Source organism: Paucidesulfovibrio longus DSM 6739 (genome assembly GCF_000420485.1).
In the GTDB taxonomy this organism is placed as follows: Bacteria; Desulfobacterota; Desulfovibrionia; order Desulfovibrionales; family Desulfovibrionaceae; genus Paucidesulfovibrio; species Paucidesulfovibrio longus.
Window position 1 is genome coordinate 355,067 of record NZ_ATVA01000014.1, and the last position, 20,174, is coordinate 375,240.

18 protein-coding genes and 1 riboswitch are annotated in these 20,174 nt (G+C 65.5%); of the genes, 14 read left to right on the plus strand and 4 right to left on the minus strand.

Going from position 1 to position 20,174, the window contains the following annotated elements:
- The first annotated feature begins 104 nt into the window (after positions 1–104).
- The 4 genes from G452_RS20650 to G452_RS21685 all read left to right on the plus strand — a co-directional run bounded on the left by G452_RS20650 (position 105) and on the right by G452_RS21685 (position 8,804).
- Positions 105–3,644, plus strand: coding sequence for a PAS domain S-box protein (locus tag G452_RS20650; RefSeq protein WP_022662282.1), 3,540 nt, complete (start codon positions 105–107; stop codon positions 3,642–3,644).
- Positions 3,641–5,032 (plus strand): sigma-54-dependent transcriptional regulator, encoded by a 1,392-nt coding sequence (locus G452_RS0110845; protein WP_022662283.1) that lies wholly within the window; start codon positions 3,641–3,643, stop codon positions 5,030–5,032. Before G452_RS20650 ends, G452_RS0110845 begins: the two co-directional genes overlap by 4 nt.
- A 244-nt stretch (positions 5,033–5,276) precedes the next feature.
- Positions 5,277–6,488, plus strand: a complete 1,212-nt coding sequence (locus G452_RS0110850) for a PP2C family protein-serine/threonine phosphatase (RefSeq protein WP_022662284.1) — start codon at positions 5,277–5,279, stop codon at positions 6,486–6,488.
- An 81-nt stretch (positions 6,489–6,569) separates the two neighbouring features.
- Positions 6,570–8,804: a methyl-accepting chemotaxis protein gene (locus tag G452_RS21685; RefSeq protein ID WP_211213495.1), complete on the plus strand. Its 2,235-nt coding sequence runs from the start codon at positions 6,570–6,572 to the stop codon at positions 8,802–8,804.
- A gap of 119 nt (positions 8,805–8,923) precedes the next feature.
- Here the strand turns inward: G452_RS21685 and G452_RS0110860 are convergent, their stop codons facing one another.
- Positions 8,924–9,361, minus strand: coding sequence for a hypothetical protein (locus G452_RS0110860; protein WP_022662286.1), 438 nt, complete (start codon positions 9,359–9,361; stop codon positions 8,924–8,926).
- 172 nt (positions 9,362–9,533) lie between these two features.
- Positions 9,534–9,634: riboswitch (SAM riboswitch) on the minus strand.
- A 169-nt stretch (positions 9,635–9,803) separates the two neighbouring features.
- On the opposite strand from G452_RS0110860, the gene ffh reads away from it, so the two are divergent.
- The 10 genes from ffh (at position 9,804) to G452_RS0110910 (ending at position 17,925) form a co-directional block, all read left to right on the plus strand.
- Positions 9,804–11,333: a signal recognition particle protein gene (ffh, locus tag G452_RS0110865; RefSeq protein ID WP_022662287.1), complete on the plus strand. Its 1,530-nt coding sequence runs from the start codon at positions 9,804–9,806 to the stop codon at positions 11,331–11,333.
- Between the two features lie 85 nt (positions 11,334–11,418).
- The gene (gene rpsP / locus G452_RS0110870) at positions 11,419–11,655 is read left to right on the plus strand and encodes a 30S ribosomal protein S16 (RefSeq protein ID WP_022662288.1); all 237 of its coding nucleotides are present in this window, start codon (positions 11,419–11,421) and stop codon (positions 11,653–11,655) included.
- 88 nt (positions 11,656–11,743) lie between these two features.
- Positions 11,744–11,977, plus strand: coding sequence for a KH domain-containing protein (locus G452_RS0110875; RefSeq protein WP_022662289.1), 234 nt, complete (start codon positions 11,744–11,746; stop codon positions 11,975–11,977).
- Positions 11,978–12,002: 25 nt separating this feature from the next.
- Positions 12,003–12,575, plus strand: a complete 573-nt coding sequence (gene rimM / locus G452_RS19160) for a ribosome maturation factor RimM (RefSeq protein ID WP_022662290.1) — start codon at positions 12,003–12,005, stop codon at positions 12,573–12,575.
- A 97-nt stretch (positions 12,576–12,672) separates the two neighbouring features.
- Positions 12,673–13,959, plus strand: a complete 1,287-nt coding sequence (gene trmD / locus G452_RS0110885) for a tRNA (guanosine(37)-N1)-methyltransferase TrmD (RefSeq protein ID WP_022662291.1) — start codon at positions 12,673–12,675, stop codon at positions 13,957–13,959.
- 30 nt (positions 13,960–13,989) lie between these two features.
- Positions 13,990–14,340, plus strand: coding sequence for a 50S ribosomal protein L19 (rplS, locus tag G452_RS0110890; RefSeq protein ID WP_022662292.1), 351 nt, complete (start codon positions 13,990–13,992; stop codon positions 14,338–14,340).
- A gap of 198 nt (positions 14,341–14,538) precedes the next feature.
- Positions 14,539–15,213 (plus strand): ribonuclease HII, encoded by a 675-nt coding sequence (locus G452_RS0110895; RefSeq protein WP_022662293.1) that lies wholly within the window; start codon positions 14,539–14,541, stop codon positions 15,211–15,213.
- Positions 15,210–15,617: a YraN family protein gene (locus tag G452_RS0110900; RefSeq protein ID WP_022662294.1), complete on the plus strand. Its 408-nt coding sequence runs from the start codon at positions 15,210–15,212 to the stop codon at positions 15,615–15,617. Before G452_RS0110895 ends, G452_RS0110900 begins: the two co-directional genes overlap by 4 nt.
- Positions 15,618–15,747: 130 nt before the next feature.
- A complete protein-coding gene (locus G452_RS0110905; RefSeq protein WP_022662295.1) occupies positions 15,748–16,377 on the plus strand; it encodes a hypothetical protein in 630 nt (209 codons plus the stop codon).
- A 96-nt stretch (positions 16,378–16,473) separates the two neighbouring features.
- Positions 16,474–17,925, plus strand: coding sequence for a sensor domain-containing diguanylate cyclase (locus G452_RS0110910; RefSeq protein WP_022662296.1), 1,452 nt, complete (start codon positions 16,474–16,476; stop codon positions 17,923–17,925).
- Positions 17,926–17,958: 33 nt separating this feature from the next.
- Here the strand turns inward: G452_RS0110910 and G452_RS0110915 are convergent, their stop codons facing one another.
- The 3 genes from G452_RS0110915 to G452_RS0110920 all read right to left on the minus strand — a co-directional run bounded on the left by G452_RS0110915 (position 17,959) and on the right by G452_RS0110920 (position 20,075).
- Positions 17,959–18,882 (minus strand): hypothetical protein, encoded by a 924-nt coding sequence (locus G452_RS0110915; RefSeq protein WP_022662297.1) that lies wholly within the window; start codon positions 18,880–18,882, stop codon positions 17,959–17,961.
- A gap of 23 nt (positions 18,883–18,905) precedes the next feature.
- Positions 18,906–19,142 carry a hypothetical protein gene (locus tag G452_RS21490; protein ID WP_155887668.1) on the minus strand — a complete coding sequence of 79 codons (237 nt, stop codon included), beginning with the start codon at positions 19,140–19,142 and terminating at the stop codon, positions 18,906–18,908.
- A 69-nt stretch (positions 19,143–19,211) separates the two neighbouring features.
- The gene (locus G452_RS0110920) at positions 19,212–20,075 is read right to left on the minus strand and encodes an NAD(P)-dependent oxidoreductase (RefSeq protein ID WP_022662298.1); all 864 of its coding nucleotides are present in this window, start codon (positions 20,073–20,075) and stop codon (positions 19,212–19,214) included.
- Positions 20,076–20,174 lie beyond the last annotated feature (99 nt).

The window sequence follows — 20,174 nt, forward strand, 5'->3', positions numbered from 1 at the left end:
ATGTCGAATGCCCGAAACGACGAAACTCGCCGCCAAGAATGACGAAAGAGATAAAACAGAATAGCCGCGACGGGCGGCGACCCCTCAAGCGCCTTTGGATCGCGGTGACAGCCAGCCTCGCGCTCGTGGCCTGCCTGTATCTGCTGCTCTTCGCTTTTCTCGCCGAGCGCCAGCACGAGGAAATGGTCCGGGACCGCAGCGAGGCCCTCCGCCAGATCGTCAGCGTGGCCCGAGGCGCGCTCGATCCCGTGCTGCGCGACCTGCAGGACGGCAAGCTGGACAAGGACCAGGCCTTGGACAGGGTCTCGGAAATGCTCTGGGACATGCGCTACCCGGACTCCGGCTTCAACAACTATCTCTTCCTGATGACCGACAACGGCGTGCCCCTGGTGGACCCTGTCCAGCCGGACCTCGTCGGGGTCAGCCAATGGGACGCCCGCGACCCCGGCGGAGTGTATTACATCCGCGAACTGGCCAGGGCCGCGGCGGGGAACCCCAAAGGCGCCCTGGTTTCCTATTTCAACCGCCGCCCCGGAACCTCGCTTCCGCCGGAACCCAAGATATCCTTTGTCCTGCCGCTGCCGGAGCTGGACTGCTTCATGGGCACCGGGGCCTACGTCTCGGACCTGGAAAGCGAGGCCCGGCAGGATTCCCTGCGCACGGGGCTGCTCGTGGGCGTGCTGTTCGTGCTCGGTTTCGTGCCGCTGGTGCTGCCGCTGCGCGAGGCCGCCCTGCGCAACGTGGCCCTGGCCCGCGAGATTGCCGAGCACGAGCGCACCGAGCGTTCCCTGCGCCACGCCGAATCCCGCTCCCGGATGATTTCGTCGCGGCCCGGACAGATCGTCTACGACATGGACGTGCTCGGCGGGGATACGATCTGGACGGGAGACGCCGAGGGCGTGTCCGGGCATACCCTGGAAGAATACGGCGAGTCCGGGTTTCTGGCCGGGAACATTCATCCCGACGAACGCGACGAGGTGCAGGCGAGCTGGCGGGAGGCCGTCCGCGAGAGCCGGGAATGGAGCGCCATGTACCGGCTGCAACGCAAGGAAGGCGGGTACGTCTACGTGGAGGATCACGCCGGGTTCCTGGCCTCCGAGTCGGAGGGCGCGCCCGTTCGGATGATCGGCAGCCTGCGCAACGTGGACGCGCTGGTGCGAGCGGGCGAGGAGGTCCGGCGCAGCGAGGCCAAGTACCGCGCCCTGGCCGAAAACTTCCCCAACGGCGCGGTGCTGCTGTATGACGAGGGGCTGCGCTTCCTGCTGGCGGACGGCGCCGGGCTCAAGAGCGTGGGCTTCTCGGACGGGGGCATGGTCGGCCGCACTCCGGCCGAGGTCTTTCCCCCTTCCGTGGCGCGAACCGCGGAGCAGCATTTCCGCAAGGCGCTGCGGGGCGAGGAACATGTCTTCGAGATGACCTACGCGGGCCGGATATTCAAGCTGCACGCCCTGCCCGTGCGCGGCGGCCATTCCGAAGGGGGCGGCGCGGCCGAGGGCATGGCCGTCATCCAGGACGTGACCGCCAACAAGCTGGCGGAAAAGGCGCTCTCCGAAAGCGAACGCCGCCTTTCCACGCTGATCATGAACATGCCCGGCATGGTCTACCGCAGCGCGTTCCACTCGGACTGGACCCTGGAATTCGTCAGCCCCGGCTGCCGCGCCCTGACGGGCTACGGCCCGGAATCCCTGCTCTACAACCGGGCCAAGAGCTGGAGCGCGCTCGTGCATTCCGACGACCGCGAACGGCTCAAGCAGGAGATCGCCCGCGCCCTGGCCGAGGAGCGGCCCTTTGAGCTCGCCTACCGCATCGAAACCCAGTCCGGCGAGCTGAAGTGGGTCTGGGAGCGCGGCGTGGGCATCAGCATGGGCGACGGCGTGCCGGTCATCGAGGGCATCATTCTCGACGTCACGGACCGCAAGCTCGCCGAGGAAGGGCTGGCCCGTAGTCTGGCCTACGAAACCGTGTTGAACAGTTGCGCCACCTTGCTGCTCTCCTCCGCGCGCCAGCAGGACGCCCTGGACCGGATTCTTGCGGAGCTGCGCATCGCGGCCGTGGCCTGCCGGGCCTACGTGTTCGAAAATTTCGTCAATGAGGAAGGCAAGCTCTGCTACCGCCTGACCAACGAGTCCGTGGAGCCTGAGGTCAGCTGCCTGCGCGAGGTGGAGCGGCTCCAAAACGCCTGCTACGAGGATATCATCCCGCGCTGGCGCGAGGTCTTCGAGCACGGCGAGATCATCCAGGGCCATTTTGCCGATCTGCCGGAAGCCGAGCAGGAGCAGCTCGCGCGCTACGAAATCAAGTCCCTGCTCGTGCTGCCCCTTCGGGTCGAGGGCCAGTGGAGCGGGTTCATCGGCTTCGACGACACCCGGCGGGAACGCGGCTGGGGCGAGGCGGAGCGCCTGTTCCTGCGCACGGCCACGAACATGATCGGCGCCTACATGGAGCGCCGCCGGGCCGAGCAGCGCCTGCTCCAGGCCCACGGCGAACTGGACCAGATCTTCAACAGCACAGGGGACGGCATGGCCCTGATCGGGCTGGATGGAACCGTGCAGCGCATCAACCGCACCATGGCCGAGATGTTCGGCCTGGACTCGGTCTTCGCCCAGGGCCGCGCCTGCCGGGAGGTCATCCAGGACGACCGCTGCCAGCAGAATCTCTGCCCCCTGTCCCTGCTCGACGCGGGCATGGAGCGCACGGACCACGTCTTCTGCCAGCCCGACCCGGACGGCGGCTTGCGCCACTTCCGTTCCGTGACCACGCCCTTCCGCGACGTGAACGGCGCGGTGGTGGGCGTCGTCGTCTCCACCAGGGAGATCACCCAGCGCGTGCGGGCCCAGGAGGAATCCAAGGAGCGCGAGCGCCAGCTGATCCAGGCGGACAAGCTCGCGGCCCTGGGAACGCTTGTTTCCGGCGTGGCGCACGAGATCAACAACCCCAACGGAATCATCACCCTGAACGCGCCCACCCTGCGCGACATCTGGCGCGGCGCGCGGCCCATCCTGGAAGAACGCTACGACGAGCGCGGCGATTTTCTCCTCGGCGAGGTGGAATACAGCGTCATCCGCGACGAGGCGGACGCCCTTTTTGATCAGATCGTGGAGTCGGCCCGGCGCATCAAGCGCATCGTGGCCGAGCTGAAGGGTTTTGCACGCCAGGACGTGACCGGCCGGGACCAGATCGTGAACCTCAACGAGGTGGCCCGCGCCGCCGTGGGTCTCGTCGCCAACAAGATCAAGAAATGCACGAATCATTTCGAGGCGTTCTGGAGCGATGAGCCTGTTCGCGTCCTGGGCAATTTCCAGCGTCTGGAGCAGGTGCTCGTCAACGCCCTGATCAACGCCTGCGAAGCCCTGACCGAACCGGAACAGGCCGTGAACCTGCGCATCGGGCTCAGCCCGGACGGCAAGTCCGCGCAGGTCGCCGTGACGGACGAGGGCAGGGGCATGAGCCCGGAGGAGATCCGGCACGTGTTCGAGCCGTTCTTCACCACCAAGCGCGACAGCGGCGGCACGGGGCTCGGCCTGTCCGTTTCCCACGGCATCATCGTGGAGCACGGCGGCCGGATGTACTTCACCTCCGAGCCTTCCAAGGGCACGGTCTGCATCGTGGAACTGCCGCTTCTGCGCGAGGAGGCCGGGAAATGAACGCGAACTGGCCGCCGAGGCCCATCCTGATGGTGGACGACGAGGAGCCCTGGCTGGAGAGCCTGCGAGGAATCCTCAGCCTCGCGGGCATCCGCAACGTCATCACCTGCCGGGACAGCCGCGAGGTGCCGGAACTGCTGCTCCGCAACGATGCCAGCGTGCTGCTGCTCGACCTCTGCATGCCCCACGTCTCCGGGCAGGAGCTTTTGCGCGGGGTGGTCGCCGAGCACCCGGAGCTGCCCGTCATCGTGCTTTCCGGCCAGGACGAGCTGGAAACCGCGGTGCGCTGCATCAAGGACGGGGCCTATGAATATTTCCTCAAGAGCACGGAAAAGGAACGGCTGATCACCTCGGTGCGCCGCGCCGTGGAGTTGACCGACGTGCGCCGCGAGAACGCCAAGCTCAAGAACGCGTTTCTCGGCCGGGGGCCGGAACATCCGGAAGCCTTCGACGCCCTGGTCACCCGCGATCCCAAGATGCGCGCCCTGTTCGGCTATGCCGAGGCCGTGGCCGCCACGACCCTGCCCGTGCTGATCACCGGGGAAACCGGGACGGGCAAGGAACTCATGGCCCGCGCCGTGCACCGTCTCAGCGGGCGCAAGGGGCCGTTCGTGGCCGTGAACGCGGCCGGGCTGGACGACAACGTCTTTTCGGACACGCTCTTCGGCCACCGGCGGGGCGCGTTCACCGGGGCGGAGGAGCCGCGCGAGGGGCTGGTGGCCAAGGCCGCGGGGGGCACGCTCTTTCTCGACGAGATCGGCGACCTGGGGGCGCTCTCCCAGACCAAGCTCTTGCGCCTTCTTCAGGAGGGCGAATATTTCCCGCTCGGCTCGGACCGGGCCGAACGCTCTTCCGCGCGCGTCCTGGCCGCGACCATGGAGGATCCGGAAGCCCTGGAAACCCAGGGACGGCTGCGGCGCGACCTCTATTACCGCCTTTCCGGCCACCGCATCCACCTGCCGCCCCTGCGCGAGCGGCGCGGCGACGTTTCCGTGCTGCTGGAGTGTTTTGTGGAGCAGGCCGCCCAGGAGCTGGGCAAGACCCGCCCGCCCCTGCCGCCGGGACTGGCCGCTCGGCTGGAGAACCATCATTTTCCCGGCAACGTCCGCGAACTGCGCAGCATGGTCTGGGACGCGGTGGCCGGGTACACGTCCGGCTGGCTGGCGCTCCGGCCTTTCCAGACCCGCTCGGCCCTGGCTCCGGCAGCGGCCGTGTCCTCCTTCGGCGAGGCGCTGCGCGGGCTGGACCGCCTGCCGGAACAACGGGAAGCCTATGCGGCCCTGGCCGAGGAGGCCCTGCGCCGCACCGGGGGCAACCGGAGCGCCGCTGCGGACCTGCTCGGCATCTCCCGCCAGGCCCTTGCGCGCCATCTGAATAGAATTTCCTGAGCCTGAAACCGCCCCGGAGAGGGTGTTGCGAATCGCACCTTGCACCATCTCGCCCTCACGAATAATCATTGCTTTTCAAGCTGATCGGAACAATCTGAAAAGGGGTGTTGCGTTTTGGCACAGTCTCCGTCCGCCGGGCGGAAGCGCGCAACGCACCGCAGGATCCGCACTTTTCCATGCGGCGGCCCACGGCACGATTCTTCCATAAGAAAATGCGAGTGAGGCCGCTTTCAGGGGGGAATTCATGCAGCAGCACATCCTTTTGGCAGAAGACGACGCGGGCCTGCGGCTTTCCTTGACCTTCGTGCTCAAGAACAAGGGCTACCGGATCACTTCCTGCGTGGACGGGCGCGAGGCCTTGGAACAGCTGACACGGTTTCGCGAGGAAGGGGTGATCGTGGACGCGCTGATCACGGACATCCAGATGCCCGGCATGAACGGGATGGAGCTGATCCGCAGGCTCAAGACGGACGACCTGGAGCTGCCCGTCATCGTCATCACCGGGCACGGCGACAAGGAAATGCTCATCGAGCTGCTCCGGCTGGGCTGCGACGACTATCTTTCCAAGCCGTTTGAACCGGACGAGGTGCACGACAAGGTCGCCCAGGTGCTGGAGAAGAAGCGGGTCAGCGAGCGGCTGCGCGAGCGCGAGCAGAGCGACCTGCGCAAGGCGAACCTGCGGCTCGACCGCGAGGTGCAGGCCTACAGGCGCGACCTTCAGGATCTGCGCGGCGAGATGGCCCGCGCGGTGCGCACCTATACCGACCTCATGGACGTGGACAGGAGCGCCTTCAAGGTGCCCCTGGAATACCGCTCGCGCCCGTACCGCGACCTGGGCGGCGACTACATGGGCATCTGCGACACCTCCACGGGCTGCAACGTGCTCGTGGCCGACGTGGCCGGGCACGACCTGGCCGCCTCCTACCAGACCGTGCTCATCAAGAGCCAGTTCGACGAAAACTGCCGCCTGGGGCGCGACGGGGTGGAATTTTTCCGCACACTGAACCACGAACTCATCGTCAACGGCCGCGAAGAGCGCATGGTCACGGCCCAGGCCCTGAGCCTGGACCTGGAAGCGCGCACGGCCCGCGTGGTCTCCGCGGGGCATCCGCGCATGCTTCTGCGCCGCTCGGACAGAACTGCCTCCGAAAGCGTCCCCGCATCCGGTTCCGTGCTGGGGCTCATGGACGAGGTGGATTTCGGCGTGGTCGATCTGGAGATCCATTCGGGCGACAGGTTTTATCTCTACACGGACGGCCTGCTCAACGCGCACAGCGTGGACGGCCCCACGGGCGACCGCCGGGTGCTCGGCGAGCGCGGCTTGCTGCGCGCCCTGGATATCTTTTCGGACCTGCCGCTCAGCGAGCAGGTCCAGAGCGTCTGGCGCTTCGCGCGCAGCTTCTGCCGCTACCGCCAGTCCGACGACATGCTTTTATTGGGCATTCAGGTGCCCTAGGGTATAAGGGGAACGAGAGGGATTGAATGGGATCGGTCTCAGGGGGGCATGGATCGTCAATCGTCCAACGGAGGGAAGGTCATGGGTATGAAGATGCGTCTCAAGGTGCGGGGCAAGCTGCTCCTGCCCATAATCAGCGTGGTTTTCGTCGGCATCCTCGGCCTGTTGTCGTTCAGCTATCTGGAATCCTCAACGCTTCTCGAAACGCAGATTCGAGAGGGCATCATCCGTGAATCCGAGGCCGCCTCGCGGGCCATGGAGGAATGGGTCGACGGCCGCAAGATCGACCTCGTGAACTGGGCTCGCAACAGCGGCTACCACCGCCTCTTCGCGGGCGAGCCCGGCGGGTTTGAGGATTCCATGCGCACCCTGGCCGGGAAGATGGCCGATTTCTCTTATTTCGAGTCCGTGAACCTCATGGACCTTTCGGGCAGGGTGGTGGCTTCCGGCGACCCGGCCCGCCTGGGGCTCGACCTGTCCGACCGCGACTATTTCAAGAAGGCGGCCGCGGGCGAGGTCGCCAGTTCCAAGCCGCTCCTGAGCAAGGTTTCCGGCAACCCCGTCTTCGTCATCTCCGCCCCGGTCAAGGGACCGGACGGACGGGTCGAGGGCGTGCTCGCCGGAGTCTTCAAGATCGACCGCCTGACCAGCATCTTCATCGACGGGATCAAGATCGGCGACAACGGCTACGCCTACGTGCTCGACAGCGACGGCTCGGTCATCGGCCATCCGAACAAGGATTTCATCATGAAGCTGAACGTGGCCGACACCGATTTCGGCAAGGTCATGCTTCAGGAAAAGAACGGATACTACAAGTATTGGTTCGAGCAGCAGTCGCAGTGGAAGATGATGGGCTTCAACGAGGTTCCGGCCACGGGCTGGGTCGTGGCCGTGACCGCGCCCCTGACCGAGCTGCTCGCTCCGCTGGTGCGCGTGCGCAACCTGGCCATGGTGGGCGGCCTGGTCACGGTCGTGCTGGCCGGGCTGGTCATCTTCTTCTTCGTGGGCAAGGTGACCAGGGTCCTCGGCGACTCGGTGACGCATCTCAAGGAGCTGGCCGAAGGCAATGTGGACCGCGAGGTTCCGCGGGCGCATCTGGACGCCTATGACGAACTGGGCGACCTGGCGCGCGGCTTCCAGGCCATGGTCGAGACGCAGCGCGCGCGGGCGGAGATGGCCCAGGCCATCGCCGGGGGCGACCTGACCCGCAGGGTCAAGGTGGCCTCGGACAAGGACCGCCTGGGCAAGGCTCTGGAAAAGATGGTCGGGAGCCTGAACGACATTCTCGGACAGATCAACGCGGCGGCCGAGCAGGTCCGGGACGGTTCCGGACAGGTTTCGGAATCGAGCCAGGCCCTTTCCCAGGGCGCCACGGAGCAGGCTTCCTCCCTGGAGGAGATCACCAGCTCGGTGACGCAGATCAGCTCCCAGACGCGGACCAACGCGGAGAACGCCTCCCAGGCCAACCTGCTCGCCTCCCAGGCGCGCGACGCGGCCCGCGAGGGCGACCGCGAGATGCAGGAGATGGTCGGGGCCATGGAGGACATCAACCAGTCCAGCCAGGCCATCAGCAAGATCATCAAGGTCATCGACGAAATCGCCTTCCAGACCAACCTGCTGGCGCTGAACGCGGCGGTGGAGGCGGCCCGCGCGGGCAGCCACGGCAAGGGCTTCGCCGTGGTGGCCGAGGAGGTCCGCAACCTGGCCTCGCGCAGCGCCAAGGCCGCGCAGGAAACGGCCCAGCTCATCGAGGGCTCCGTGGCCAAGGTGGGCAAGGGCGGCGACATGGCCGGGCAGACCGCCGAATCCCTGCGCCAGATCGTGGAGAAGATCACCAGGGTGGCGGACCTCGTGGCGGACATCGCTGCCGCCAGCGAGGAGCAGGCCAAGGGCGTGGGCCAGATCAACATCGGCCTGAGCCAGATCGACCAGGTCACGCAGCAGAACACGGCCAACGCGGAGGAAACCGCGTCCGCCTCGGAAGAGCTTTCCAGCCAGGCCGTGGAAATGCGGCGGCTCGTGAGCCGCTTCCGGCTCAGCCAGGAAGAGGCCCGAAACATGGGCGTGCCCAGGGCCATCACCAGCGGCGCGACCCGCGGGCGCGCCCCCCAGCTTCCCCCGGCCCAGCCGCGAAGCGCGAACAAGAGCGCTCCGGCTCCGGCGCGCCGCTCCGGCGGCCAGCGGCCCGCCTCGGAAGGCGCCTGGGGCGAAAGCCCCGTCGGCAACGGAGCCGCCCAGGTTCAACGCGGCAAGGCCGAGGTCATTCAGCCGGAAGACGTGATCGCCCTGGACGACGACGAATTCGGACGCTATTAGCCGACGGCGCGTCCCGGAGGCCGTGACGGCGATCCGGGGGGCGCATTGAGCCGCAAATGAAGAAGGGGCGACCCGAGGTCGCCCCTTCCGTTCTTGGGAGCATGATCGGACGGATCGCCCTAGAGCTCCTGCTCCGCGTCCGGCACGCCGAGGGCGCTGCCGGGGTGCAGCAGGGGCGGGCGGCCCAGGCCGTCCACGAGCCGGGCCAGGACCAGCAGCCCTTCGGGCTCGAATTCGTCCGGCGCGTCCACCAGCAGGAGCACGGGACGGTCCGCGGGCAGATTGATCTCCCGAAGGGCGATGCGCTCCGGCGAGGGAGTGCGGCGCACGGAAAGGATCGGACCGTGGCCGATGACGCGGATGGCGTATTCCGAGGCGTCGTCGGCGGCCAGGCGGAAGGTCAGGGCGGGTTCGAGGGATTCTTCGTCCGGGGTCGGCCCGCCCACGGGGCGCACCGGCCCGGAAGCGAGCACGGCTCCCTGGGGAGTGTCCAGAAAGGCCAGGGCCTGGCGGCTTGATTTCACGAGGTCTTCAACCGTAAGCAGTCGCAGGGTCATTGGGCGGTTCCTCCTTGCCCGGAGGGCCGGAGCCCTCAAGCGGTTTAGCCATGTTTTTTTATACTGTGGGTAGCAATCGCGACAAATCGCCCACAGGTCGCCTTTTCCATCGTCGGCCCGAAACGAAAAAACCTCTCGCGAAGAGAGGTTGATTGGGCAGAGAAGGTCGTCCCCTACATCGTTCCCTTGCGGGTCGGCATTGGCACCTTGCATATCAGGCAGGTTGCCGTGGCGGTCACTGAGCCGAATCTCTCTCGCCACTCTGAATGGAAAAGGCAAAGAACTGATCGGAAGCATACAGGGGGGGCGGGCGCGCGTCAAGGGGGCGGTTCCTGACGGCTCTTGACTTGGGCTGCGTTCTCCTTTAACACACAGTCCCTTTGTCCGGGACTGCCGAGTGTGGCGAAACGGACGCGGGAAGAAGATACCTGGAGGAATTGCGGTGTTCGACAATCTGTCAGACCGGTTGACGGGAGCTTTCAAGAAGCTCAGAGGGCAGGCACGTCTGGATGAAGCCAACATCCAGGCGGGGCTTCGCGAGGTGCGCCTCGCCCTGCTCGAGGCCGACGTCAACTTCAAGGTCGTCAAGCAGTTCGTCGACCAGGTCAAGGAGCGCGCCCTCGGCGAGGACGTGCTCAAGGGCCTGAACCCCGCGCAGCAGGTCGTCAAGATCGTGCACGAGGAGCTGGTCGAGCTGCTCGGCGGCGAGCAGCAGGGACTGGACATCTCCGGCCCCAAGCCGCTCAAGATCATGATGGTCGGCCTTCAGGGCTCGGGCAAGACGACCTCGTCGGGCAAGATCGCGGTCTGGCTGCGCAAGCAGGGCATCCGGCCCTACCTCGTGCCCGCCGACGTGTACCGCCCGGCGGCCATCGATCAGCTCCTGACCCTGGCCAAGCAGATCGACGTGCCCGCGTATCCGTCCACCACGGGCATGAATCCGGTGGACATCTGCCGGGACGCGCTGGTCAAGGCCGAGGAGGCGGGCTGCAACGCGATCCTCTTCGACACGGCGGGCCGCCTGCATGTGGACGAAACGCTGATGGAAGAGCTTTCGGCCATCAAAAGGGACTGCTCCCCCCAGGAGATCCTTTTCGTGGCCGACGCCATGACCGGCCAGGACGCCGTGACCGTGGCCGAGAGCTTCAACGAGCGCCTGGGCATTTCCGGCGTGGTCCTGACCAAGATGGACGGCGACGCCCGCGGCGGCGCGGCCCTGTCCATCAAGTCCGTCACGGGCCGGAGCGTGAAGTTCGTCGGCCTGGGCGAAAAGCTCTCCGACATGGAGCTGTTCCACCCGGATCGCGTTGCCTCGCGCATTCTGGGCATGGGCGACGTGATGACCCTCATCGAGAAGGCGCAGACCGCCTTCGACGAAGAGGACGCCCAGCGCATGGCCAAGAAGATGCAGAAGGCCCAGTTCGACCTGGAGGACTTCCGCACCAACATGCGCAGGCTCAAGAAGCTCGGCTCCATGGAGGGCCTGCTCAAGCTCATTCCGGGCATGGGGGGGATGCTCAAGCAGCTCGGCGACGCGCAGATGCCCGAAAAGGAGCTGAACCGCACCGAGGCCATCATCAACTCCATGACCATGGCGGAGCGGCACAACCCGAAGCTGCTCAACGCCAGCCGCAAGCAGCGCATTGCGACCGGCTGCGGAATGCAGGTCACGGACGTGAACAAGCTCATCAAGAACTTTGAACAGATGAGCAAGATGATGCAGCAGATGATGGGCGGCAAGAAAGGCAAGATGCCGAAGATGCCGAAGCTGCCCAAGGGCGCGGACAACATGCCCGGCATGCCGGGCATGGGAATGCCGGGAATGCCCGGCATGGAAGGATTCGGCATGGAAGGCATGGGCCAGGAAGGCGCGCCCGCAGTGCAGGGCAAGTCCGCCAAAAGGGTCGAGGCCGAACGCAAGAAGAAGAAACTTCAGAAGCAGATGCGCAAGAAACAGCGCAAAAAGCGCTGACGTTATATTTGCCCGTGTTTCGGGCGTACGGTATTGCATTTTTTGTGACAACAACATATCTAGCAATAATTGGGGGTAAAGACGAATGGCTCTTAAAATCAGATTGACTCGTATGGGTTCCAAGAAGCGTCCCTTCTACCGCATCGTGGCCACCAACAGCGGCGCGCGTCGCGACGGACGTCCCCTGGAGTTCCTGGGGTACTACAACCCCATGACCAACCCGCCCGAGATCAAGATCGACCAGGAGAAGCTGGACAAGTGGGTCGCCAACGGGGCCACCGCCTCCGACACGGTCCGCTCGCTGCTCAAGCAGGCCAGCTAGACCGAGTCCGGCCTGCACGCCGCAGCCCGGATTTCGCCTCCCCCCAGAATGCGCACATTCCCAATCAGCCGAGAGCGGAGGTGGAGTCATGCTGAGAGAGATGATCGAGTACATCGCCAAATCGTTGGTCGACAATCCTGACGAAGTCGTTGTCTCGGAAATCGAGGGCGAGCAGACATCTGTTATTGAACTCAAGGTCGCCAAAGAGGATCTTGGCAAGGTCATCGGCAAGCAGGGACGCACGGCCAGAGCCATGCGCACGCTCCTGAGCGCCGTCTCCACCAAGGCGCACAAGCGCTCCGTGCTGGAGATTCTCGAGTAGCCGCCAACAACGGGTTTGCGCATACATGACTGATCCCACTGCCGCGGACCGCGAACTGGTCCTGGTGGGCAAGGTGATCAAGCCGCACGGAATTCGCGGGGAGATCTGCGTGGAAAGCTACGCGGACTCCCCTGCTTTATTCTTCGGCCTGGACGCCGTGCTCCTGGGAACCGGGCGCGGGAAACCGACCCGCTTCGAGATTCGCGCCGTGCGCGAGCACAAGGACCGCCTCCTGCTGACCTTCGCCGGAGTCGCGGACAGGAACCGGGCCGAAGAACTTCGCGGCCGGGACGTCTACGTGCGCGAGGGCGAGCTTCCCGAACTGGACGACGACGAGTACTACCTGCGCGACCTGCTCGGCATGGACGTGCTCCTTGAGGACGGCTCGCGGCTCGGCGTGCTGGAAAATTTCCTGGAGACCTCCGGTCAGATCGTCTGGTCCATCCGCCACGATTCCGGCAAGGAAATCCTGCTGCCTGCCGTGCGCGAGTTTCTCGTGGACCTGGACGAGGATGCCGGCGTCGTCACCGTGGCCCCGCCCGAAGGGCTGGTGGAGATGTATCTGGCTTTTGACGGCGAGCGGAAAGGCAAGAGCTGACGGTCCGGCGCCGGACCCGCCCGCCCTGCGAGGGGGGCGCTTCCGGATGGCAACCACCGCGACAGGCCCTTCCAGGGTCGGCTGGCGAGGAACGCGCGTGCATTTCAACATCGTGACCATCTTTCCCGAGTTCTTCGACTCGGCGCTCTCCGTGGGCCTGCTCGGCAAGGCCGTGGACAAGGGGCTGGTCACGTTCGAGCGCGTTTCCCCGCGCTCCCAGGCCTTCGACCGCCACCAGACCGTGGACGACAAGCCCTACGGCGGCGGAGCCGGGCTGGTCATGCTCCCGGAGCCGCTGACGAAAACGCTGCGCGCCCTGGAGCGTCCGGGTCGGATGCTGATGCTCTCTCCGCGCGGGCGCAAGCTGACCCAGGACTACGCCGCGGAACTCGCGCAGGAAGACGCCCTCACGCTCATCTGCGGCCGCTATGAGGGCATCGACGAGCGCATTCTCGATCTTTTTCCCGTGGAGCTGGTCAGCGTGGGCGAGGCCGTGCTCAACGGCGGCGAGGCCGCGGCCCAGTGCGTTGTCGAGGCGGTGGCGCGGCTTTTGCCGGAGTTCATGCACAAGGAGGAGTCCCTGGAAGAGGAGAGCTTTTCTTCCGGGCTGCTCGAATATCCGCACTACACCCGGCCTGAAGTCTTCGAGGACGAGGCTGTTCCGCCCATCCTGCTTTCCGGCGACCATGGCCGCGTGGCGGCCTGGCGGCGCGAGCAGTCCGTGCTGAACACTCTGCGCCATCGGCCCGAACTGCTGGACGCCGCGCCTCTGACCCCGCGCGACGTGGAAACGCTCAAGGCCGCGCCGCGCGCCACTCGCGGCAGGAATCTGCACCTCGCCCTGGTGCATTACCCGGTGCTGAATAAATTTGGGGACACCGTGGCAGTGTCTTTGACAAATCTCGACATACACGATATGTCCCGCGTTTCCCGTACGTACGCGCTGGGTGGTCTGACTCTGGTCACGCCCATCGAGGACCAGAGGGAACTGGCCGCGACACTCCTGGATCACTGGGTGAGCGGCGCCGGCGGCAAAGCCAATCCCGACCGCGCCGAGGCGCTCCGGCAGGCCCGTGTGGCCACGGACATCGCCGAGGCGGTCAGGATGGTGGAGGAGAGAACCGGACAGCGACCGCGCATCGTGGCCACGTCGGCCCGCATGGACCCCAAGGGCGGGGTGCTGCGGACGCCGGAGCAGGTGCGCGCCTGGCTCGACGACGAGCCGGTGCTGCTGCTGTTCGGAACGGGTTCCGGGCTTGCGCCGCAGGCGCTGGAGGGTGCGGAACTGCTGCGGCCCCTGCGTTGTCTGGACGATTACAACCACCTGTCCGTCAGGTCCGCGGTCGCCATTACGGTGGACCGCATCCTGGGGGACGTGTACTGAGCACAAATATCGAGATCAAGGAGCAGGAACATGGGAATCATGCAAAAAATCGAGCAGGAGCATCTGCGCCTGGACATGCCCGCCTTCAAGGCCGGTGACACCGTCAAGGTCCACCTGCGCATCATCGAAGGCGACAAGGAACGCATCCAGGTCTTCCAGGGCGCGGTGCTTCGCGTGCGTCGCGGCACCACCGACTCCACCTTCACCGTGCGCAAGGTTTCCGACGGCGTGGGCGTGGAGCGCGTGTTCCCCATGCACTCCCCGTTCATCGAGCGCGTGGAGATGGTTTCCGAGGGCAAGGTCCGCCGCAGCCGCATCTACTACCTGCGCGGTCTGCGCGGCAAGGCCGCCCGCATCAAGTCCAAGCAGATCTGGGAGTAATCCCGGCCTGACGGACGGTTCGGGAAGCGCACCCGCGCGACCCGGAAAAGACGCAATCCTCCCGCATGTCTCAGGACGTGCGGGCGGTTGCGTCTTTTTTTGCGTTTACGCCCAAAACCATCCTTTTCGGGCCTCGCCGCCAAGGCGACGCTCGCCTGGGGCTGGCCCTGCATCGGCTTTCGTAGTAATCGACCTGCCATGCAAGAATATGGCGATCTTTGGGGCGGCGAGCTTCCCAGCGAGCTTGTCGCGGGGGTGGACGAGGCCGGGCGCGGCTGCTTGGCCGGGCCTGTCGTGGCCGGAGCCGCGATCCTGCCGGACGCGTTCGACCTTCCGGGACTGACCGATTCCAAGGCCCTCACGGAAAAGAAGCGGGAGGCGCTCTTTCCGCTGATCCGGGAACGCAGCCTGGCCTTCGGCATCGGCATTGCCTGGCCCTGGGAAATCGACGAGAGGAACATCCTCCAGGCCACGTTCCTGGCCATGGGCCGGGCCGTGGCGGCGCTGCGTCGTCCGGTGCGGCTGCTGCTCGTGGACGGCGACAAGACCGTTCCGGCCCACGCCCTGAACGAGTGCGGGCTCGGCGGGTTCGCCCAGCGCGCCGAGGTCAAGGGCGACGCGCGGTTTCCCGCCATCTCCGCCGGGTCGGTCCTGGCCAAGGTCTGGCGCGACCGATTCATGACCGTCATGGACCGGCGCTATCCCGGCTATGGCTTTGCCGGGCACAAGGGCTACGGCAGCAAGGCGCACATGGCCGCCGTGGCCGAGCTGGGGCCGTGCCGCATGCACCGGCTGACCTTCCGGGGCGTGCGTCCGGAGGAGCCGGGAAACGCTGCGGGCAAGGGAAGACAGGCGTGCCTTCCGGGCCTTTGAGCAACCTGGCTCGGCACCTGGTCCTCGGCCGCTCCGGCGAGGACGCGGCTGTTCGCCATCTGCGCGACCACGGATTGCGCGTCCTGGCGCGAAACTGGTCCAAGCGGCGGCTGGAGATCGACATCATCTGCGAGGACGGCGACACCCTCGTCTTTGCCGAGGTCAAGACGCGCGCGCCGGATTCCAGGGGCAACCCCTCGGACGCCCTGGACCTTTCCAAGCGCACCAAGCTCGCCAAAGCCGCCGCGCTCTACCTGTCCGAGCATGATCTCTGGCATGTTCCCTGCCGTTTCGATCTGCTTTCCGTCGTCCCCTGCGAAGGATCGTTCACGGTGCGGCACCTAAAGAATGCCTTCACTCTGGACGATATCAAGGGTGCGGCCCGCTTCTGGCAACCCTTCTAGCAGCTTCTTCCTTCTGTTCCGGCGATCAGGGTCTTGCTTTTTTTTGGTCGCAGGAAGTTTTCCCTTGCATAAATAAGAAAAGTAACTATTATAATTTTACCGAGGCTTTTCAGCACGGGAAGGAGGAACTATGACCAGATTCAATTCGATCATCATCGCCGGGCTTCTGCTGGCATTCAGCGCCGTACCGGCGCTCGCATCCGTGATGCCGTCCGGCTACGTCAACTACACCCCTCAGGGGACCATCGATCCCACGAGGTCGGACCCGAACAACGCGCTGGTCTACGATCCCCTGACCGACGACCAGAGCGGCGCCATCAACTTCACCTCGCTGGGGTTCGGCGGCAGCATCGTGCTGACCTTCAGCAACGCCATCGTGGACGGGGCCGGAATCGATCTCCAGGTCTTCGAGTCCACCTGGGGGAGCAACGCGGACAATTGGTCCAGCTACAGGGAAACCGCCGAGGTCTGGGCCTTCAACGGCGCATACTCCGGTCAGGCCTTCGGTGATCCGAACTGGGTGCTGCTCGGAACCGCCCAGCAGGACGGCGCGTTCGACTTCAACGGCCTGATCGGCTCGACCACGGCGCTGCTCCTGCGCGACGTGAGCCGGAGCTTCGGGTTCACGGGCGGCGGAGACGGCTACGACCTGGACGGCGTGGTCGCCAACTACGCCACTCCGCTCCCCGCCGCGATCTGGATCTTCGGTGGCGGCCTGCTCGGCCTCGCCGGTCTGAGACGCGTGCGCGGAAACGGATGACTTCGATCAGGAAAAATGTGAAGATACGCCCCCGGAAGCGGGGGCTTTTTTTTGTCCGACCATCGCCGTTGCGCGGTCACCCCTTGGAGGAAACTCGTGCAGAAATTGAGCATCAAGGTCCGGCTGATCATCGCCTTGTCGATCATCCTGCTTACGGCCTTCATGGTCCTGAGCGTGCTCAACTATCAGACCTCCCGCAAATCCATGCGGGAAGAGATCATGACTTCCTCGCTCCCGCTGATCCGCGAGAACATCTACTCCGAAATCCACAGCAGCCTGATCGAGCCGATTCTCGTCTCCACGACCATGGCCAACGACGCCTTTCTCCGGGCCTGGGCCATGCGCGGGGAGACGGACGTGGACGAGGTGACGCGCTACCTGCGCGACATCCGCACGCGCTACGGGTTCTTTTCGGTCTTCTTCGTCTCCGCGCATACCCATCGCTATTACCACTACCAGGGCATCCACAAGATCGTCAGTCCGAACAACGCGCACGACGTCTGGTATTATGATTTCCTCAAGTCCGGCAGCGACTACCAGCTCGATGTGGACACGGACGAGGTCACGGGCGGCATCCTGACCATCTTCATCAACCACCGCATCGAGGACTACGAGGGCAACCTGCTCGGCGTCACGGGCGTGGGCGTGAAGATGGACAGCGTGGCCCGGTTGCTCAGCGACACCCAGAAAAAGTATCAGCGCCGGGTCTACATGGTGAACCGGGAAGGCCTTGTCCAGGCCCACTCGGACATCTCCCTGGTGAACGTGTTCAACATCCGCGAGGCCCAGGGCATCCGCGACATCGCCGACCAGATTCTCGGGCTGAGGAACAATGCCCGGAATTTCGAATACGAGGGACCGAAGGGCATCGTGCTGCTGTCGGCCAGCTATGTTCCGGAGCTGGATTGGTTCGTGATCGTCGAGCAGGATGAGAAGACGCTGCTGGAAGCCACGGAAGGAAACCTCACGCGCACGCTCGTGGGCGGATTCGCGGCTACGCTCCTGTGCATTCTCGTGAGCATGCTGGCCGTGAACCATTTCCAGAGCCGCCTGGAGCGCATGACCGTCACGGACGAGCTGACGGGCGTGGCCAACCGCCGCCGCTTCGATGAGCAGTTCGAAATGGCGAAATCGCGCCACCAGCGGGGCAACAACCCGTTTTCGCTGATTCTCATCGATCTGGACGGCTTCAAGAAGATCAACGACAAGGCCGGCCACCTGGAAGGCGACCGCGTGCTTGTGGAGGTGGCCGGATTGATCCGGGAGCAGATCCGGCCTGCGGACCTTGTGGCTCGTTGGGGCGGGGACGAGTTCATCGTCATGGCGGAAAGCGGCCTGAAGGGAGCGGAGGATCTCGCGGAGCGCATTCGCGCGGCAGTGGAACAATCCCAGATCGTCTGCCCCACGGTCTGCCATCTGACCACGAGCATGGGCGTCGCCGAATACCTGGAAGGGGAAAGTCTGGACAACCTCACCAGCAGGGCGGACGAGGCCCTGTATCGGGCCAAGCAGAACGGCCGCAACAAGGTCGAGACGCACGCGGGCTGAAGCGCGTTTGCAGGTGCCCGCGCCGGGCGCGGCTCATTCTCTGAGGGCGGGGGCCGGATCGATGCGTGATCCGAGCCTGCGCACGAGCCAGAGGATCATCCAGAGCGTGAGCAGCGGGAGCACCGCCGCCTGAATCACGAAAAGCACGAGCAGTTCGAGCACGTGCCTGCCGAAATCCTCCACCATGCCCCGGATGCGTTGCAGGGCCGAGCGAATGCCGGAAAGCTGCTCCAGCGCGCCCTGGCCTTCGCGCTCCTGCATCTGCTGCCGGAACACCTCCACCTGCGCGGCGGCGTCCGCCTGTCGGGCGGCCAGAAAGCGGTCGTAGACGTATTCGTTGGCCAGCGCGCCCAGAGGCACGAGCAGCCGCAGGGCCACCGCCACCACGGCCACGCGCAGCCCGATGGTGCGCAGGGTTCTGGCCGCGCGGGCAGCCATGCCGGTTTCCCCTGTGCCGGGCCGCAGCCAGACAGCCACGAGCCCCAGGACGCAGGCCAGGGAGAGCAGCACGTCCACGCAGGCCCAGGGCGCGATTTCCAGGAGAAAACGCTGCACGCCGAGGGACGTCAGGGCCGCGAGCATGACCCAGGAAAAGCGTTCCACGAGATCGTTGAGCGGGTCGAGCACTTCACCCACACCCACCACCACGCCCACGCCGATGCCCGCTTCCACCTCGGTGGACTGGAGCAGCGAGATGAAGGCGTTGGCGGCGCGGGCCGCGCCGAATGCCGCGCCGGCCTTGACCAGGGCGTCGTCGATGTAGCGGAAGCCCGATTGATCGAGCCGCTCCAAGGCGGGATTTTCGAAAACGGCCCGGTGCAGGACCGGGATGTGGATGGTGACCAGGACGAGCGCAAGGGCGAAGGACGCGCCCAGGCGGACGGCGAACCGCTGCGAGACGCGGCTATGGACGCGGGAGGGCGTTTCGGTCGCGGAAGTGTCGGAGCGCTGGGACATGGTGCCTCGAAGTGGTCGTGGGATTATTGCGCTGCTGTAGTACAGGCGGAAGCCGGAGGCAAGGCCGCCGGAAAATCGTTGCGAAGCGGACGAAAAATATCAGGAGGGGCTTTACGCAAAAAACAATTTCGTGCTATGGGGAAATCAACCAGTGCCGGACGGATGGTCGCCGTTGTCGGGTTCGGAAGCGGTTGTTTGCCGATTCCTGCGGGAAATCGGAAATAGTGAGCACCGTCGATACCTTTCCAGGTCTTAGCCATTCCTCCTTCCCAAGAAAAGGCGCGGAGCGATCCGCGCCTTTTCCCATGGCGTCCGCGGCGTTTTCCGCGTCAGCGGAACAGGCGGAACAGCGCGGAGAAGTCCTCGTCCGCGAGCCCCCCGGCCCGCGCCTTCTTGAAAGCCTCGCCCGCCGCCGCAGCGCAGGGCATGGCCTGTCCGAGGTCGTTTCCCAGTCCCAGGGCCAGGTGCATGTCCTTCTGCATGTGCCTGAGCGGGAAGCTCGCGGGAAATTCGTCGCGCAGCATCATGGCGCCCTTGATGGAGAACATGGGGTTCGCGACGGCTCCGGAGGCGAGCACCTCCAGCATGTCCGAACCTTCCAGCCCGCCCTTGAGCCCCAGGGAGAGCCCTTCGCACAGCGCCGTGAGCATGCTGCCCATGATGGAGTTGATGACCAGCTTCATGCGCGTGCCCTGGCCCGGGGTTTCGCCGAGATAGAAGCTCTTCTTGCCCATGGCGTCCAGGGCCGGGGCCGCTTCGTCGAAGAGTCTGCGGTCGCCCGAAGCGAGGAACACCAGCGCGCCGTCCTCGGCGGGCTTCTTCGTGCCGGAAACGGGCGCGTCCAGGAAGCGTCCGCCGCATTCGCGCACGGCCGCGCCCACGTCCCTGGCCGTGGCGTCGTCCACGGTGGAGACGTCCACGTATCCGCGTCCCTCGTCCAGGCCCTGGAGCACGCCGTAGGGTCCGAAGCAGACCTGCCGCGCCGCTGCCGGGTCCGCGAGCATGGCAAAGGTGATCTCGCTGTGCGCGGCCGCATCGCGCGGGGTCGCGGCCTGCTTTGCGCCGAGGGCGACGAGCGGGGCGCATTTCTCCGGGGTGCGGTTCCAGACCGTGACGCCGAATCCGGCGCGGACGAGATTGGCGGCCATGGCCGAACCCATGATGCCGAGGCCGAGAAATCCGTATCGGGGCATGTTCGCTCTCCTTGCTGAAGTGCGGGAAGGCCGGAGCGGGGCGCTTCCGGGAAGACGCCAGACACTACAGGCCTACCTGAGCGGGCGTCGAGGCGCAAG

What these genes read in the sequence shown, in the direction of transcription:
- G452_RS0110850 (WP_022662284.1), top strand. Translation starts at nt 5,277, where the DNA reads ATGCAGCAGCACATCCTTTTGGCAGAAGACGACGCGGGCCTGCGGCTT.
- G452_RS0110845 (WP_022662283.1), top strand. Translation starts at nt 3,641, where the DNA reads ATGAACGCGAACTGGCCGCCGAGGCCCATCCTGATGGTGGACGACGAG.
- rimM (WP_022662290.1), top strand. Translation starts at nt 12,003, where the DNA reads ATGACTGATCCCACTGCCGCGGACCGCGAACTGGTCCTGGTGGGCAAG.
- G452_RS0110915 (WP_022662297.1), bottom strand. Translation starts at nt 18,882, where the DNA reads ATGTCCCAGCGCTCCGACACTTCCGCGACCGAAACGCCCTCCCGCGTC.
- G452_RS0110895 (WP_022662293.1), top strand. Translation starts at nt 14,539, where the DNA reads ATGCAAGAATATGGCGATCTTTGGGGCGGCGAGCTTCCCAGCGAGCTT.
- G452_RS0110875 (WP_022662289.1), top strand. Translation starts at nt 11,744, where the DNA reads ATGCTGAGAGAGATGATCGAGTACATCGCCAAATCGTTGGTCGACAAT.
- G452_RS21490 (WP_155887668.1), bottom strand. Translation starts at nt 19,142, where the DNA reads ATGGCTAAGACCTGGAAAGGTATCGACGGTGCTCACTATTTCCGATTT.
- G452_RS21685 (WP_211213495.1), top strand. Translation starts at nt 6,570, where the DNA reads ATGGGTATGAAGATGCGTCTCAAGGTGCGGGGCAAGCTGCTCCTGCCC.
- G452_RS0110905 (WP_022662295.1), top strand. Translation starts at nt 15,748, where the DNA reads ATGACCAGATTCAATTCGATCATCATCGCCGGGCTTCTGCTGGCATTC.
- rplS (WP_022662292.1), top strand. Translation starts at nt 13,990, where the DNA reads ATGGGAATCATGCAAAAAATCGAGCAGGAGCATCTGCGCCTGGACATG.
- rpsP (WP_022662288.1), top strand. Translation starts at nt 11,419, where the DNA reads ATGGCTCTTAAAATCAGATTGACTCGTATGGGTTCCAAGAAGCGTCCC.
- G452_RS0110920 (WP_022662298.1), bottom strand. Translation starts at nt 20,075, where the DNA reads ATGCCCCGATACGGATTTCTCGGCCTCGGCATCATGGGTTCGGCCATG.
- G452_RS0110860 (WP_022662286.1), bottom strand. Translation starts at nt 9,361, where the DNA reads ATGACCCTGCGACTGCTTACGGTTGAAGACCTCGTGAAATCAAGCCGC.